Genomic DNA, 14716 nt, shown 5'->3' with positions numbered 1-14716 from the left:
CTGCTTCGCGTTGCTCACTGGCCCATCACACCAAACATCCACGCCAGCGCTGCTGCGATGGATACCGCGCCGAGCACAGCAGCCACGATGGTAAAGAACTTAGAGCCTTGCTGATAAGCAGACCAGGCACCACCAAAAAGAAGTCCTGCCACCAAGAACAGGACCAAAATCAAAAAGTTTCCAGAAATTATAAAGCTCCCTTCGTGGAAGGAATCCCCTTTACTCGGGGATCCGGTTCGACGGCCTGTCGCAGCGCACGGGCTACCGCCTTGAATTCTGCCTCGGTGATGTGGTGCGGGTCGCGCCCGTAGCGCACGTTGAGGTGCAAGGTCATTGCCGCGTGTGTGGCCAATGTTTCGAAGAAGTGGCGGTTGATGACTGTGGCATAGTGACCGCCAATAATCTGCCATTGTAGATGCTCCGGCTCGCCGTTCATCACGAAGTAGGCGCGGCCGGAAAGATCCACCACTGCTTCTACCAATGTCTCATCCATGGGCAAAAGCTGCGAGCCGAAGCGGCGGATGCCAGCTTTGTTGCCGGCGGCGTCGGCAAGCGCGCGGCCCAACACAATCGCGGTGTCTTCCACCGTGTGGTGGGCATCGATGTGGGTATCGCCTTGGGCGTGGACCATGAGGTCAAAGCTGCCGTGGGTGCACATCGCGCCCAGCATGTGGTCGAAGAATGGCAGGCCGCTGCTAATGTCTGCGTCCCCGCTGCCGTCGAGGTTTATTTCGACGCGGATTTGGGACTCGTTAGTCACCCTTTCCGCTTTGCCGATGCGGTTTGCCATTAGTTTTCTCCTTCCGCAGTTACTGTACCGCTAAGGTTCGCTGCCGCCGCGAGGAAGGCATCGTTTTCTGCCGGCAGCCCGATGGTGGCGCGCAGAAATCCGCGCTGGCCGACGTCGCGAATCAGCACCTCGCTACTCAAAAACTGCTCCCAGACCGCGTGCTGATCTGCAAAGCGGCCAAAGAACACGAAGTTGGCCTCGCTTTCTACCACAAAATATCCCAGTTCCTGCAGCTTTGCGACGACGCGTTCGCGCTCCGCGGCCAGCTTGTGCACCGTTTCCAGTGTCTCGGCGCTATGCCGCAGCGCGACGATGGCCGCGGCCTGGGAAAGCGTAGAAAGGTGATAAGGAAGGCGCACGAGCATTACGGCCTCGATGAAGGCTGGGTCGGCCACGAAGTATCCCAGGCGCCCGCCGGCGAAGTCGAAGGCCTTGGACATGGTGCGCGAGACCACCACCTTGGTGGGATATTTCGCAACCAAGTGGGCAGCCGAGGGCGAGGAAGAAAACTCCATGTAGGCCTCGTCCACGATGATGATTCCCGGCGCGGCCTGGACCAGTTTTTCGATGTCTGCAAGGTGCGTGACATCGCCGGTGGGATTATTCGGCGTGGTGATAAACACGATGTCGGGGTGGTGCTGCGCTATAGCTTCCAGCGCTCGAGGCACGTCGATGTGGAAATCCACACCGCGTGGGCAATCGATGAACTCGGTGTGGGTGCCCGCGCACAAGATGGGGTGCATGGAGTAGCTAGGGCTAAAGCCCAGGGCTTTACGCCCTGGGCCGCCGAAGGCCTGCAGGAGTTGCTGCAGAACCTCGTTGGAGCCATTTGCCGCCCAGAGGTTTTCCGCTTTCAGTTTGGTGCCGGTTTGGGCGCTTAAGTACTCGGCCAACGCGCGGCGTAGCTCGGTGGCGTCGCGATCTGGATAGCGATTGAGCGTGCTTGCCTGCTCCTCGATGCTGCGCACGAGATCCGCTACGAGGGCGGCAGAAGGCGAATAAGGGTTTTCGTTGGTGTTGAGCTGGTTGGCCACGCGCAGCTGCGGCGCACCGTAGGCAGACTTGCCGCGCAGCTCTTTACGCAGGGGCAGATCAGAAAGTTGGGTCATGGCTATATTCCTTGAAAACGGGCGGCGATGGATTCGCCATGGGCTGGCAACTGTTCGGCGGCGGCGAAGGCGATGACGTTGTCAGAGATCTCTGCCAGCGCCGCTCGGTCGTACTCGATGAGGTTTACTGGGCGCAGGAAAGTATGGGTGGATAACCCGGCGCTAAAGCGGGCGGTTCCAGAAGTTGGCAGCACGTGGTTGGAGCCTGCGGAATAATCCCCCAGCGGCACCGGTGCATACTCCCCGACGAAAATCGCGCCAGCATGCTTAATGCGTTCGGCCACAGCGCGGGCATCATTGGTGTGGATTTCCAGGTGCTCTGCTGCATAGGCATTGGCAACCGCGATTCCGGCCTCTAGGTCATCGACCAGAATGATTCCCGATTGTTGGCCTTCCAGCGCCTCGCGCACCCGCTCGGCGTTGCGGGTGACAAGGTAGCGCGTGGAAACCTCGGCGTCGACAAGCGCGGCAAGCTCCGGCGAGTCAGTGATGAGCACGCTCGCCGCCAGCGGATCGTGTTCTGCCTGGGAGATTAGATCGTAGGCAATATAAACCGGGTTTGCCGTGGAATCCGCGAGGATGGCAATCTCTGTGGGCCCTGCCTCCGCATCGGTGCCCACCACGCCGCGTACCAGGCGCTTGGCTGCGGTGACGAAGATATTGCCAGGGCCAGTAATAATATCCACCGGCTCGAGGGAGGCCTCCCCCGTCACCGGTTCCTCGTCGCCGTAGGCCAGCAAGGCTACGGCCTGTCCCCCGCCAACGGCCCATACCTCGTCGACGCCCAGCATGTGGCAGGTCGCCAGCACTGTCGGATGCGGCATATCAGCGAACTGCTCCTGCGGCGGCGAGGCCACCACCAGGCTGGAAGCACCCGCCTCTTGCGCGGGAACGGCATTCATGATGACCGAAGAAGGATAGACCGCCTTGCCACCTGGAACATAAAGGCCCACGCGCTCTATCGGCTGGAAGACCTCCGTCACCGTGGCTCCCGGACCAAGCGTCGTGGTGTGCGCGGCCGGCTTCTGCTCCGCGTGTACCTTGCGCACGCGCTTGATGGATTCCTCGATAGCGGCACGGACCCGAGGCTCCAGCCCGGCGGCGGCTGCAGCGAGCGCGGCTTGGGAAACGCGCACGGCGGCCGGGCGTACACGATCGAATTGCTCGCCATAGTCCAATGCCGCAGCCGCGCCCTTTTCCCGCACCGCATGCACCATCGGTGCTACCTTGTCCAGATAAGCCGCAACGTCAGCGCCGCCGCGTGGCATGACTCGGCGCAGGCGGGCGGGGCTTAAAGTCTTTCCGCGCAGATCGATGGTGTGCAACATAATCCGAGACCTTTCTATAGCTAGACCAATATACTAACGCCGATTCCCCAGCGGTAGGGCGAGTTTTGGTAATAGAATTGGGCCACAGCTTCTCTCCCCTTATTGCACTATCGCTTAAGCAAATTTTGGAAAGCAGGGCCCAGCGCATGGATGAATTCGATTCAGATGCCAGCTGCGAGTCCGCCACGAACGCGAAGCTCCTGGCTCGCATGTGCGAGATCGCTTCCCGCTTGGGCATTCATTCCATTAAAGCCACTGATGAGCTAGTGATTTTTCCACATTCCACGGCGGGTGAAACCCGCGTGAGCCTCGACGCTGCGGGCGAGCCGGTGTTGCGTTTTTATACCACCCACCAAGGCCACTTGGGCTTCGCGGATATAGCAGCGCTGGGCGAATTCGCCAACGACTGGAACCACGACTGCATCTCGCCGCGCGTGGTGGTGGATTATGCCGATCCCACTGCGGTCACGCTGTGGGGGCATACCTTCCTGGTGGTTCAGGACGAGCCGCAGGATTCCCAGTTAGAGGCCGCGCTGGTGCCGGCTTTGCGCAATGCGGGGTTGTTTTTGAACGCGCTTGCCAACGCCTTCCCTACCCTCCGCAGCCAGCCATCCCCAGCGGAGGATTCACCGGCGTCGGAAGACTCAACAGCGGAGGTGCTGCCCGTGGACATCGCACGGGTGGAGGATATCCTGCGCAGGCTAGGCATCAATCGCTTCCAGACGGACGCCGAGCAATCCGTTTATGCCTGGATAAACGATGTTTTATTTGCATTCGTGCTCGATGTGGGCCCGAGCCTAATCATCAAGGGCCACTGGGACCCAAACTTAAAGGGCGAGGATTTCACCCGCATATTTTTAACGTGCAACGACTGGAACCGCACGCATCATTCGGCGGCGGCGTTTTGTCACTCGAACGTCGACGGCCTGCAGGTGCGCTTGGATTACACAGTCATGACAGGCGGCGGGCTCACCGACGCCCAGCTATTGACCAGCCTGGGCCGCGGCATGAAACACATCCTGCACGGCATCGACGATATTGCCCGAGAGGCGGTTGGCGCCTCACCGGTGCAGTGGCCTTAACAGCCCTTAAAGTGCCTTAAAGGCTCAAACTACTGGACGATTTCGTAGTTGCCAGCCTTAGCCAGGGCCTCGTTCATCGCCGGGACGGAGGGGATCACATCGTCCTTGTGCTTGACCACAAGGCGGGCATACTCATGGTCCGTAATTTCGAAGGTGGCCTGGCCCAGGCCACCGGAAGCGAAGATGTCATAGAGTGCCTGCAGCGCTTTGCGGACATCGTTGTCATTCTTTACGCCGCTGACGTGGTAGTGAGTGGAAACAATAATCGACATGAGTCAAATTGTACGACTTTTGCCGTTAGATTCCCGAACTTAGATACGGCCGTTGAACGCCTGCAGCGCAGAATCCTCGCGGGTACCGCCGCGGCCGTCGCCGTAGCCTGCGTAATCAGCGATCCAGCTAACCTTGGAAACCCACTTCACGGCCTTGTAGCCGTGGTTGGATTCCACGCGGCAGCGCGCCGGGGCACCGAGATGGATGTCGACTTCATGGCCGTTGCGGGACAGGGCGATGACAGACTGTGCATCCAGGGCGTCGTCAATGCTAAAGCAGGCATAGAAGGGCTCGCGCGGGCGGTTGTCGTACATCTTCTGCGCTAGGCCATAGGACTCGACCATGACGTAGTTGGCGCCTTCTGGGCGTGGTCCCAACAGGCTAAGCACGTCCTCGATGGAAGGCCCAGCCCAGCGGGAGGTCGCCGACCAACCCTGCATGCAAGTATGCGTTGCCACGTAGGACTGCTGCGGCAACTCACGTAGCTGCTCGATGGTGACGACCTTCTCTACGCCATTAATGTCATCAGCCAGCGTGATTTCGTAGCCCTTCCAGTCATTCTCGCGGAACTTGGTCCACTCCGGCGACTCATCGGGCGTCGGCGGCAGGCCGTTAGTCCAGTGAAACTTGGAAATGTCCTTATCGGTATAAGCCTGCTGGGTAGAAGGCGAAACCTTCAACCAGTTCAGGAAGAGCTTGCGGCCGAGCTCGGTAAACTTCACCACGACGCGCTGGGCACGGGCGCGATCCGCCAGGGACCAGTAGGACAAGAAGATCCAGAACAAAATGACCACCACGATGGTAAAGACCACGGTGGTAAAGGCCTGCGCGTAGCGCTCCACGCTCACGTCGCCGAAGACCATGTGGACCATGTTGTGCTCGCGGTGAACGAAGAACACGAGGAAGACGTGCACAACAATAAACGCGCTCATCAGCACCATTCCAATGAAGTGCAGGGAGCGAGCACCTTGGTGGCCACCCCAGAACTTCACGTAGCGAGGGAACTTCACTCGCACGGCCGGGGCCATGGCTACGCCGGTGAGCATCATAAACGGCGCCAGGATGAAAATGACGAAGGAGTACGCGAGCTGCTGGAGGGCGTCGTATGGCGTGAAGTGCTCCAGCGAGGGTGCCTGCAGGCTCAAGTAGACCTTGGCCGATTCCCAGGCCTCAGGGACTATATCCCAGGAGGTCGGAATCAGCCGGCGCCACAGGCCGGTGGCAAAGAGCAAGGTAACGTAGACAAAGCCGTTGAGCACCCACAGCATCACCGCGGCGCCATGCCAGTGGCGGCCCAATCCGATGTTCTCGCGGCCGGGCAGGGAAAGCATCGGCGAGACTGAAAGCTCATCCATAAGGGAGGTGTAAACGCCCTCCTCTTTGGGCAGCTCACGCTTTGTAAATTTGATCCACTCGGTGCCAGGCGCGCAATCACTGCGCCACCACAGGCGCGGCAAGGAAGAGAGCATTTCGATGCCGGAGCGCAGCAGCATACCGATGAGCACGAAGTTAATGAGGTGCGAGGCCCGCAACCAGATAGGAAAGTCTGGGTTTTCACCCAGAGCCAATACATAGTCCATGGGAAAATTCCTCAGTGGTGAGAGATACAACTTTTCACTAGTGTGACTTATTTTTCATTGTGTCGCACCCACCCCGAAATACCAATGGTTTTTCCGTGCTTATTTAGTTTTTGGACAAAATCGACCCGCATAGCTGGAACAATGCTGATTTACTCCACAGCATGATTCCCGCCACACGTCCAGCCAATTACACATAATGTATACCCCCGAGCCCCACATCCTCGGCCTCTAATCTGCGCCCGGCACATCCACGAAGGCCGCCGACCAATAAGCAAACATCGCCATAAACGGCGAAACCACCCACGCGATACCCGGGGCAAACTTTGGCACAAACTGGACCACCTGCCCCGGATCCGCCGGCGCGGAATGCGCCGTTACCCCGCCTACCACGTAGAAAGCCGCCGCACCTGCCAGGCAGGCCACCCCACACCACAGCAATTGCCCCACGCCGCGGAACGCCGCGCCGCGCATATAAGAAAACAGCCCAAAACAAAGCCCCAAGAAACCCACCAAGACAGCGAAGACAATGAAGGAAGAAAATTGCACGTCAGCTACATTTTCGATGGCATAGCCGCCGTCTTCTACTTCACGGCCGGTAAGAGTCGGGCGCCACATCCCCCACACCGCCCCCACTGCCGAATAGACAACAAGGACTAGGGCAAGCAGCCCCGCACCGAACCCGATGGAGCGAGGAATACGAAACTTGGACTTGGACACCATTTCTTTATAAGGCCTGACTCGAAAGAACTAAAACGAAAAGGAGGAAGTGCCAAAGCACTCCCTCCTTATAAATTACAGCGCCTTGTTTGACGCTATTTTCTCCGCGGAGAGTTTAGACCTCGCCACAGAAGGTCCAGTTGCCGTTCTCGCGGCGGAAACGCATGGTGGAGCTATCCAGACCCTCGTTGGTGTTGACGTTGACGGTTGCGGAAGCATCGTCACCGTTGACAACAACGTCGTTGATGGACTCAACGCCAATTGCGTTCCAGTCGAAGCCATCCAGCTGGGAGGTGTCCTGGCCGGAAGCTGCGAGCATGTTCTTCAGCTCGTTCATCGGAACATCCGGGATCTGGTTGTAGTCCATGTTGGCAACCTCAGAGCCCTGCGCGTTCAGCACTGCGGAGCAGGTGTGATCCGGCATGTACTTGAAGAACTGGCGCATGGTCTTGGTCTCGTAGAGGCCACGGACCAGCTGATTGATGCCGTCGACATCTCCCTGCTCTGCCGGAGCGCCCTCAACCGGAGCGACCGGCGCGGCGTTCTCAAGCGGGTTGGCGCCACCCTCGAATGGGTTAGTCAGGGTCTCCTCCGCAGCGGCTGCGTTGGAGTCCTTGTCTGCGCCTCCCTTCTTCTCTGCGTCCTTGCCGTCCTTCTTATCCTTGTTTGCGTCCTTGTCCTCGGACTTCTTTTCCTTGCTCGGAGCAGCAGACTTGTCCGCATCCTTGGAAGCCTGCGTGGTCTTCGTGGCGGTGGTCTTGTCGCCACCCTGAGCGTTGTTGGCTTCTTCGTCGTTACCGCAGGCAACGAGGGTCATCGGCAGAACCATGGCTACAGCAACGAGGGACTTCTTCGCAGGGGTTAGAAAAGACAAGGGTTAGGCTCCTGAAATATTTACGATGGCTGGCGTCAAGGCTAAATGTAGGTCGCTGTAAATCGGTTCCGAATGGTCGCCGATTCAGCGCGAGCGAAACAGCCTGAGCCAGTTTTCTTTCCGCCTAATCCTAACAAGTCGAAGGTGCGGAATACATGTCGGATCCCTCAAAGAAGCCTGTGAACTTAGGCCTTTTCTTACACATTTACTGTCAAATGTTAAGCCAGTCACCGCTATTCGGCGCAGAGGCCTTATACCCCTGCCGCGCCGCACGGCTGTACCGGCAGCTGGACAGGTAAGATAACAGCGTGCAATTAGACCGAGACCGAATTCTTTCAACAGCCCTCGAGCTCTTAAATTCCTACGGGCTCGCGGATGTTACGATGCGCAGAGTCTCCACCGCACTCGGCGTAGCGCCCGGCGCGCTGTACTGGCACGTCGCCAACAAGCAAGCGCTCATCGCCGCCATGGCCGAGAAAATCCTAGCGCCTGTTTCCGGCACGAGCCCGCTAGACGTCGCAAAGAGCCTGCACTCTGCCCTGCTCAGCTGGCGCGATGGCGCAGAGGTTGCCAGCGCTGGCCTCGCCTACCCTGATTCCGAAACTTGGGAAGTACTCACTGAAAAGATCGCTGCCTCATTTAAGTCAGTCGAAGGCCACTGCGCCTCGGAAGCCGAAGTTCAGGCGGCGTCACTGGCCATCGCGCACCTGATCTTGGGCGCTACCCAGATGGAGCAATCGCGCCAGCAGTTAGTGGAGTCAGCTAAGGCCACAGCCACTGCAGACGCCGCGGATAGCTCCCCCGTAAACCACGGCCCAGATATCCACCGCGGCGTCGAGATCATCGTAAACGGCCTGCGCAACCCGCTCGCGGGCACGGAAAATTAATTATGCTCTAGGGCATGACTGAAACCGCTGTCTGCCCTACCCAAGCCTGGCCAGGAAAACCCGCGCCACTAGGCTCCACGTTCGATGGCTCCGGTACAAACTTCGCCATCTTTTCTGAAATCGCCGAAAAAGTCGAGCTCTGCCTCATCGACCGCGAAGGAAAAGAAGAGCGCGTCGAGCTGAATGAAATAACAGCCCACGTCTGGCATGCCTACCTGCCCAACGTTGGCCCGGGCCAGCGCTATGGCTATCGCATCTATGGCCCCTATGACCCCGCCAATGGCCTGCGCTGCGATCCCTCAAAGCTGCTGGTAGATCCGTATGCTAGGGCCTTCGACGGCGATTTCGATGGCGACGCCTCCCTCTACTCCTATGACATCCACGCCGAAGAGGAAGGCACCGGCCGCAACACTGAAGATTCCCTCGGCCACACCATGCTTTCGGTGGTCATCAACCCCTTCTTCGATTGGGCCGGCGACCGCCGCCCCCGCACCCCTGATAATGAGACGGTCATCTACGAAGCCCACGTCAAGGGCATGACTATGCGCCATCCCGACGTGCCTGAGGAGCTGCGAGGCACGTACGCGGGCATGGCGCATCCAGCGATCATCAACTATTTCAAGGAGCTCGGCGTCACCGCCGTCGAGCTGATGCCGGTGCACCAGTTCCTGCAGGATGATCGCCTACGCAACCTCGGCCTCCGCAACTACTGGGGCTACAACACCTTCGGCTTCTTCGCTCCTCACCTGGACTATGCCTATGCCAAAAAGCCCGGCGAGGCCGTCGCGGAGTTCAAGACCATGGTGCGTGCCTTCCATGAGGAAGGCATCGAGGTCATCCTCGACGTGGTCTATAACCACACCGCGGAGGGCAACCATCTAGGCCCCACCATCGCCTTCCGCGGCATCGATAACCACGCCTACTATCGCCTGGTTGATGAGGACAAGAGCCTCTACATGGACTACACTGGCACCGGTAATTCCCTTAACGTTCGGCATCCGCACTCGCTGCAGCTGATTATGGATTCGCTGCGCTACTGGGTCACGGAGATGCATGTGGACGGCTTCCGCTTCGACCTGGCGGCGACGCTGGCGCGGGAGCTTGACGACGTCGACAAGCTCGCCACCTTCTTCGACCTCGTGCAACAAGACCCCGTGGTCAGCCAAGTCAAACTCATCGCAGAGCCCTGGGACGTGGGCCATGATGGCTACCAAGTGGGAAACTTTCCACCGATTTGGAGCGAGTGGAACGGCAAGTACCGCGACACCGTGCGCGATTTCTGGCGCGGCGAGCCCGCCACCTTGGGAGAGTTTGCCTCGCGGCTTACCGGCTCTTCCGATCTTTACGGCAACAACGGCCGCCGCCCTACCGCTTCCATCAACTTCATCACCGCCCACGATGGATTCACGCTGCGGGACCTCGTCACCTACAACGACAAACACAATGAGGAAAACGGCGAGGACTCCCGCGACGGCGAGTCCTTCAACCGCTCCTGGAACCACGGCGTGGAAGGGCCTACCGAGGACGAAGAGATAAAGAAGCTGCGCCGCCGGCAGGTGCGCAACTTCCTGACCACCTTGTTGCTTTCCCAGGGCACGCCGATGCTTTGCCACGGCGACGAGTTCGGGCGCACGCAGGGCGGAAATAACAACGTCTATTGCCAGGACAACGAGATTTCCTGGATGGATTGGTCGCTGCTGGAAGAAGAAAAGTCCGAGGCAATGCTGGGCTTTACCAAGCGCGTGCTCGCCATCCGCCGCGCGCATCCGGTCTTCCGCAGGCAGCGTTTCTTGGCCGGTGGCCCGCTGGGCTCCGACGTGCAGGACCGCGACATCGCCTGGCTGGTGCCCTCTGGCAAGCTGATGACGCAGGACGACTGGGATCATGACTTTGGCCGCGCGTTGATGGTTTACCTCAACGGCAACGCAATCACCGAGACCACTGCCCGCGGCGAGCGCATCACCGATGATTCCTTCATCATGATCTTCAACGCCCACCACGGCGAGATTGAGTTCACCCTGCCTACCAAGAACTTGGGCGCGCGCTGGCGGCTTATGGTCGATACGGCAGATTCCGGCGGCTACCCCGCGGAGGAAACCTACATTGATGCAGAGGGTACGATCACTGTTCAACCGCGCTCGACGCTGATTCTCCGCCAGGAAGAGCCGCCAGTCTTCGACGCTTAAGAAATTTTCCTCCGATTTTCCCGGAAAGGTAGTTCGTGTCTTTTCACGCCCACGCCACCCGCATCGATGTCACGAATAAGGAGCTTATTTTCCAAGTTTCTTTGCTTTCTGCTTGCCTGGGCAAGGCTAAACAGGAGCAGGTTGCGCTAAGCGACGTCACCGATGTCACCGTCTGCGCCCCCACCGCGGCGGGCTTTGGATACGTGGAATTAGGCGGCGTCGGCAAGCGCATTGCCTTTGCCCCCAATCAGGACGCGGCGGCTTTCGCGCGTGCGGTCGAGGCTGCGCTGCGCGGCGAGGCGCCGGCGGAGGCGGCCTCGGTCAGCGGGCTGAACTTCACCGCCGTTGATGTGGAAACCGCTAACGATGATTGGGGTTCGGTGTGCCAGATTGGTGCGGTGCGTTTCCGCGATGGGCAGGAAACCGAATCCCGCACGTGGCTGTGCACTCCCCCGCCGGGCCTTGAGAAGTTCGCCGATATCAACATCTCGATCCACGGCATTAAGCCTGCCGACGTCGAGGGAGCCCAGCCTTTTGCAGAGGCCGCGGCGGAACTTTTTGAGTTCATGGACGGCGATGTTTTGGTCGCGCACAATGCGCAGTTTGATTCCACCGCTTTGCGCCAGGGCCTGCTGAAGGCTGGCAGTTCGATTCCGGAGATCACCTTGGCATGTTCGCTAGCACTGGCTCGCGATGCCTCTTCTGCCGGCGTTATCGATGTGGTCAACCACAAGCTACCCACGGTGGCTGCATTCTGTGGCGCCGATGACTTCCAGCACCACGAGGCAACTGCCGACGCCCACGCAGCCGGCGTCATCGTCGCGGACCTTGCGCGGCGCTTTGGGCACGTGGGCTCGGTGGATGAGCTCTTCCGTTCCCGCGAATTTAGCCTCGGTAAGTTGGATAAAGAGGCAATTCTGCCAGTGCTGCGCGCGCATACCGCGCCTACCTCTGCGGCCGACCTTGGCGCTGGCACGGACTTCCGCGACAAGACCCGTAAGTCGGGTACTAAGACCGACGTAAAGACCGGCGGAAGGGAAAGGAAGTCCAGCCGCGGACCCGCGCCGTGGCAGTCGGTAGCCACGCCGGATACCATTCCGGACCCGAACCTCGATGCGGATCCGGAAGGCGCGCTCTTTGGCCAGAACGTAACTCTGACCGGTGACTTTGAGCCTTTCGATAAAGGTCTGCTCTGGAAGGGCATCGCTGAGCGCGGCGGCAAGATTGGAAAGAACGTCACCAAGAAGACCACCATCCTGGTCCTCGGCGAGTGGGCAACGAAGACCTCGAAGGAAAAGCGCGCCGAAGAGCTCATCGAAAAAGGCCAGGACATCGCGTTGTGGCCGGCGTCGAAGCTGCTGGAAGAACTCCAGCTCAATGAGCAGCCGCCTTTCTAAAATCTCTCCTGCTCCGTTGGGAACCGATGGCGGGAAATGGCAGTCCAATTAGTGCAGAAAGTGAATTATTCGTCCTGCGGGGAGGACACACGCCATGACCACTGCCATTGCGCCGGAAAAGTTTGAGTCGCTAGATTTCGAGGCCATCGCCCTAGCGGGGTTGCTGCCGGCCCTAGCACGCCGGAAGGACTTCTCGGGCGCTACCTTGACGGACCAGGGCTTTGGCGATACTCCCGCTGGAGTGCAGCTCTCCCGCCAGCTTTCGGTGCTATTCCTTCAGCGCGACGAGTTCGCAGACACCTCCGCACACGCTCCGCGGGCTTTTGTTTCGCATCGCACTATCAGCGGTTTCGGCTTGAGCACCCGCCAAGCGTGGGACTTGGCGGCAGCGAACCTGCAAAGGCGCGCTCTTACTGCCCAAGGCCTGCGCTTTCGCACCCGTTGCGCGGCGGAGATTCTGCCGGGCTGCGAGGAAGGCATTCAAATCCAGGCCCGCGGCGCCGAGGCTAGCGCGTGGTTGGCGCATCCGCAGACTTTCAGCATCATGGACTCGCACCTGCGCCGCTTAACCCATGCAACAGCTCGGCAGACGTTGTACTACCTGGTTCCGGATCCCGCCACGGTGGTGGCCTTGCATGACTCGCCGCTAAAGCGCGTCCGGCACTGGTCACGGCGCATAAACGAGCAAAGGCGCCTGCGCGGTGCGGTTCTTGCGCCCGAACCACTATTATGGGCTAACGGATTTCCTCTAGAAGCTTAGGGGAATAAACGCATGCTTAAGCAAAAAGTCAGGAGGTCGGTGCGGGGTGAAGGAATCCGCCATCTCTCGGTTGAGCAACCAGTATCACGAGTGGGTTCGCCGGCATCCACGAGCAGAAGCAGACTTCAACGAGGCCATCGAGGACCTGCTTAACGACGCCGGCGTTATCTTCGACCGCGCCTCCGCCCGCGTCAAGCGCTGGCCATCGCTAAAAGCCAAGGCCAAAAAGCGCCACGCAAACGGCGAGCTTTATTACCCCAGACCCTGGGAAGACATCCACGACGTTCTCGGCGTGCGCATTACGGTCTTCCACTCCACCGCTATCCCCCAGGCGCTCGAGGTCTTGGGCGATTCCTTTGCGGTGGTGCGCTCGGTGGATAAGGCCGCAGAGACCCGCATTTCCGGCGGTTTTGGCTACGGCTCCCACCATTTAGTGCTGCGCGTGACCAACGCGATTGAAGAGCTCGCAGAGTACGAAGGCTGGACCTTTGAGGTACAAATACGCACCGCGCTGCAGCATGCGTGGGCAGAGTTCGAGCACGATATCCGCTATAAGCAAGGCACTGCGGCTCCTTCCGCGCAGGTTGACCGCCTCTTTACCTTGGCCGCCGGGCTTATCGAGCTGGCGGACCAGCAATTCGATCAGATTGCTGCGCTGAAAGATCCTTCCACGGATACCAGCGAAGACGTAGAGCTTTCCGCCGAGACCCTGCCCGGTGTCTTGGCTGTGTTGATGGGCGGGCGCTTCCCGCGCTCGCGTTCGGAGCACTACCGCTTCCTAGCAGAGATTTTGGAGCTCAACGGTGTGACCACAATGAGCCAATTGAAGTCGCTGCTGAATGCAGGTGACATCGCCTTCGTACACGACGCCATCAATTACCGCTTCCGCCCCGGCCAGGTGCGCCTCATCGACGACCTGCTGCTTAATAAATTTGGCAAGCAGCACGTGGAGGCCACTGCCCTTGCAGGAGACCGCAAAGACCGCAAGCGCCGCCTCAATGGCCGCTACAAAGCGCTGCAGAATTACCGCGCGCACTCCTCAAAGACGGAGAAAAAAGAGGCCAATAACTAGCGGAAGCCACCGCGGAACTTTTCCATCTGGCGGCGTTCCTTCTTGGTAGGCCTGCCCGCGCCGCGCTCGCGGACTGGAACCGAAGGCATGAACTCCTTCGGCGGTGGCGGCGGCGCATGGTCGATGTAACATGCACGAGCCACCGGCGCTCCGACGCGCTTTGCCACGGTGGCTAGAACTTCCAAGTCATGCTCGTAGTGGTTGCGCCAGATACGTACGCGATCTCCCGGAACCACCTGCTGGGCAGGCTTTACCGCATTGCCGTTGAGCTTTACGTGCCCCGCCTTCACCGCCTCAGCGGCCTCCGAGCGCGTCTTTGCCATGCGCACAGACCACACCCAGGCATCGATGCGGACGGGTTTTGAGTCAGGTTGAATCGGCATCTAAGCCTTCGGATCTAGTAATTGTGGTTTTCGTTGACGATCTTTTGCACCTTGCGCCAGTTATAGGCACCGCCAACCACGGCGACGATAAGGCCCAAGGTCATAAAGACCCAGAAACCAGACAAGGCCCACCCAAGCAGCACGCCACCAGCAACGCCGCCGACCACGCTAACTACTCCGTTCCGGGAGTACTTACGAACCTGCTGCTTCTTCAGCTCGATCGGATTGTTGGGGCGTCGTTGCATAGTCATGGCGGCCATTCTAGCGCAGCGCCGACT

16 protein-coding genes are annotated in these 14716 nt (G+C 59.5%); 6 read left to right on the top strand and 10 right to left on the bottom strand.

The annotated features are described in order from the left end of the window. Window positions 1-14: 14 nt before the first annotated feature. The 4 genes from HMPREF3158_RS12855 to hisD are packed head-to-tail and all read right to left on the bottom strand — an operon-like array spanning window position 15 to window position 3227. The gene (locus HMPREF3158_RS12855) at window positions 15-167 is read right to left on the bottom strand and encodes a hypothetical protein (RefSeq protein ID WP_168161740.1); all 153 of its coding nucleotides are present in this window, start codon (window positions 165-167) and stop codon (window positions 15-17) included. 20 nt (window positions 168-187) lie between these two features. Beyond that, the gene (gene hisB, locus HMPREF3158_RS02175; RefSeq protein WP_070497155.1) at window positions 188-790 is read right to left on the bottom strand and encodes an imidazoleglycerol-phosphate dehydratase HisB; all 603 of its coding nucleotides are present in this window, start codon (window positions 788-790) and stop codon (window positions 188-190) included. Next, window positions 790-1899, bottom strand: a complete 1110-nt coding sequence (locus tag HMPREF3158_RS02170) for a histidinol-phosphate transaminase (RefSeq protein WP_070497152.1) — start codon at window positions 1897-1899, stop codon at window positions 790-792. Before HMPREF3158_RS02170 ends, hisB begins: the two co-directional genes overlap by 1 nt. Window positions 1900-1901: 2 nt before the next feature. Further along, the gene (gene hisD, locus HMPREF3158_RS02165) at window positions 1902-3227 is read right to left on the bottom strand and encodes a histidinol dehydrogenase (RefSeq protein ID WP_070497151.1); all 1326 of its coding nucleotides are present in this window, start codon (window positions 3225-3227) and stop codon (window positions 1902-1904) included. A gap of 146 nt (window positions 3228-3373) precedes the next feature. Here hisD and HMPREF3158_RS02160 point away from each other — a divergent pair, with 146 nt between their 5' ends. Next, window positions 3374-4309 (top strand): YbjN domain-containing protein, encoded by a 936-nt coding sequence (locus HMPREF3158_RS02160; RefSeq protein ID WP_070497149.1) that lies wholly within the window; start codon window positions 3374-3376, stop codon window positions 4307-4309. A 29-nt stretch (window positions 4310-4338) separates the two neighbouring features. Here the strand turns inward: HMPREF3158_RS02160 and HMPREF3158_RS02155 are convergent, their stop codons facing one another. The 4 genes from HMPREF3158_RS02155 to HMPREF3158_RS02140 all read right to left on the bottom strand — a co-directional run bounded on the left by HMPREF3158_RS02155 (window position 4339) and on the right by HMPREF3158_RS02140 (window position 7753). Continuing rightward, on the bottom strand, window positions 4339-4581 hold the full coding sequence (locus tag HMPREF3158_RS02155; RefSeq protein ID WP_061923371.1) for a hypothetical protein: 243 nt from the start codon (window positions 4579-4581) through the stop codon (window positions 4339-4341). A 39-nt stretch (window positions 4582-4620) separates the two neighbouring features. Then, window positions 4621-6162 carry a molybdopterin-dependent oxidoreductase gene (locus HMPREF3158_RS02150; RefSeq protein WP_070497148.1) on the bottom strand — a complete coding sequence of 514 codons (1542 nt, stop codon included), beginning with the start codon at window positions 6160-6162 and terminating at the stop codon, window positions 4621-4623. Between the two features lie 228 nt (window positions 6163-6390). Further along, the gene (locus HMPREF3158_RS02145) at window positions 6391-6879 is read right to left on the bottom strand and encodes a hypothetical protein (RefSeq protein WP_235597037.1); all 489 of its coding nucleotides are present in this window, start codon (window positions 6877-6879) and stop codon (window positions 6391-6393) included. Between the two features lie 115 nt (window positions 6880-6994). Further along, window positions 6995-7753 (bottom strand): hypothetical protein, encoded by a 759-nt coding sequence (locus HMPREF3158_RS02140; RefSeq protein WP_083291027.1) that lies wholly within the window; start codon window positions 7751-7753, stop codon window positions 6995-6997. 383 nt (window positions 7754-8136) lie between these two features. Between HMPREF3158_RS02140 and HMPREF3158_RS02135 the strand changes: the two genes are divergently transcribed. From HMPREF3158_RS02135 to HMPREF3158_RS02115, 5 genes are all read left to right on the top strand, one after another. Next, a complete protein-coding gene (locus HMPREF3158_RS02135) occupies window positions 8137-8640 on the top strand; it encodes a TetR family transcriptional regulator (RefSeq protein WP_246816166.1) in 504 nt (167 codons plus the stop codon). 14 nt (window positions 8641-8654) lie between these two features. Further along, window positions 8655-10826, top strand: coding sequence for a glycogen debranching protein GlgX (gene glgX / locus HMPREF3158_RS02130; RefSeq protein ID WP_070497141.1), 2172 nt, complete (start codon window positions 8655-8657; stop codon window positions 10824-10826). 35 nt (window positions 10827-10861) lie between these two features. Further along, window positions 10862-12223, top strand: a complete 1362-nt coding sequence (locus HMPREF3158_RS02125; protein WP_070497138.1) for a 3'-5' exonuclease — start codon at window positions 10862-10864, stop codon at window positions 12221-12223. A gap of 94 nt (window positions 12224-12317) precedes the next feature. Further along, on the top strand, window positions 12318-12983 hold the full coding sequence (locus tag HMPREF3158_RS02120) for a hypothetical protein (RefSeq protein WP_070497136.1): 666 nt from the start codon (window positions 12318-12320) through the stop codon (window positions 12981-12983). Window positions 12984-13029: 46 nt separating this feature from the next. Then, a complete protein-coding gene (locus HMPREF3158_RS02115) occupies window positions 13030-14055 on the top strand; it encodes a GTP pyrophosphokinase (protein WP_061923395.1) in 1026 nt (341 codons plus the stop codon). On the opposite strand, the gene HMPREF3158_RS02110 is transcribed toward HMPREF3158_RS02115, so the two are convergent. Together HMPREF3158_RS02110 and HMPREF3158_RS02105 are read right to left on the bottom strand one after the other, a co-directional pair. Beyond that, on the bottom strand, window positions 14052-14438 hold the full coding sequence (locus HMPREF3158_RS02110; RefSeq protein WP_070497132.1) for an RNA-binding S4 domain-containing protein: 387 nt from the start codon (window positions 14436-14438) through the stop codon (window positions 14052-14054). The two genes, HMPREF3158_RS02115 and HMPREF3158_RS02110, sit on opposite strands and share 4 nt — an antisense overlap. Before the next feature lie 14 nt (window positions 14439-14452). Further along, window positions 14453-14689 (bottom strand): hypothetical protein, encoded by a 237-nt coding sequence (locus HMPREF3158_RS02105; protein WP_061923691.1) that lies wholly within the window; start codon window positions 14687-14689, stop codon window positions 14453-14455. Between the last annotated feature and the right edge of the window lie 27 nt (window positions 14690-14716).

Source organism: Corynebacterium sp. HMSC06G04 (assembly GCF_001807365.1).
GTDB lineage: Bacteria > Actinomycetota > Actinomycetes > Mycobacteriales > Mycobacteriaceae > Corynebacterium > Corynebacterium simulans.
The sequence above is the reverse complement of the archived record's forward strand: the minus strand, read 5'-3'. Positions and strand labels throughout refer to the sequence as shown.

Bases quoted from the DNA above. Each gene is read 5' to 3' on its own strand.
- HMPREF3158_RS02110 (WP_070497132.1), bottom strand. From the start codon at position 14,438: ATGCCGATTCAACCTGACTCAAAACCCGTCCGCATCGATGCCTGGGTG.
- HMPREF3158_RS02105 (WP_061923691.1), bottom strand. From the start codon at position 14,689: ATGACTATGCAACGACGCCCCAACAATCCGATCGAGCTGAAGAAGCAG.
- HMPREF3158_RS02150 (WP_070497148.1), bottom strand. From the start codon at position 6,162: ATGGACTATGTATTGGCTCTGGGTGAAAACCCAGACTTTCCTATCTGG.
- glgX (WP_070497141.1), top strand. From the start codon at position 8,655: ATGACTGAAACCGCTGTCTGCCCTACCCAAGCCTGGCCAGGAAAACCC.
- HMPREF3158_RS02170 (WP_070497152.1), bottom strand. From the start codon at position 1,899: ATGACCCAACTTTCTGATCTGCCCCTGCGTAAAGAGCTGCGCGGCAAG.
- hisB (WP_070497155.1), bottom strand. From the start codon at position 790: ATGGCAAACCGCATCGGCAAAGCGGAAAGGGTGACTAACGAGTCCCAA.
- HMPREF3158_RS02135 (WP_246816166.1), top strand. From the start codon at position 8,137: ATGCGCAGAGTCTCCACCGCACTCGGCGTAGCGCCCGGCGCGCTGTAC.
- hisD (WP_070497151.1), bottom strand. From the start codon at position 3,227: ATGTTGCACACCATCGATCTGCGCGGAAAGACTTTAAGCCCCGCCCGC.
- HMPREF3158_RS02120 (WP_070497136.1), top strand. From the start codon at position 12,318: ATGACCACTGCCATTGCGCCGGAAAAGTTTGAGTCGCTAGATTTCGAG.
- HMPREF3158_RS02155 (WP_061923371.1), bottom strand. From the start codon at position 4,581: ATGTCGATTATTGTTTCCACTCACTACCACGTCAGCGGCGTAAAGAAT.
- HMPREF3158_RS02160 (WP_070497149.1), top strand. From the start codon at position 3,374: ATGGATGAATTCGATTCAGATGCCAGCTGCGAGTCCGCCACGAACGCG.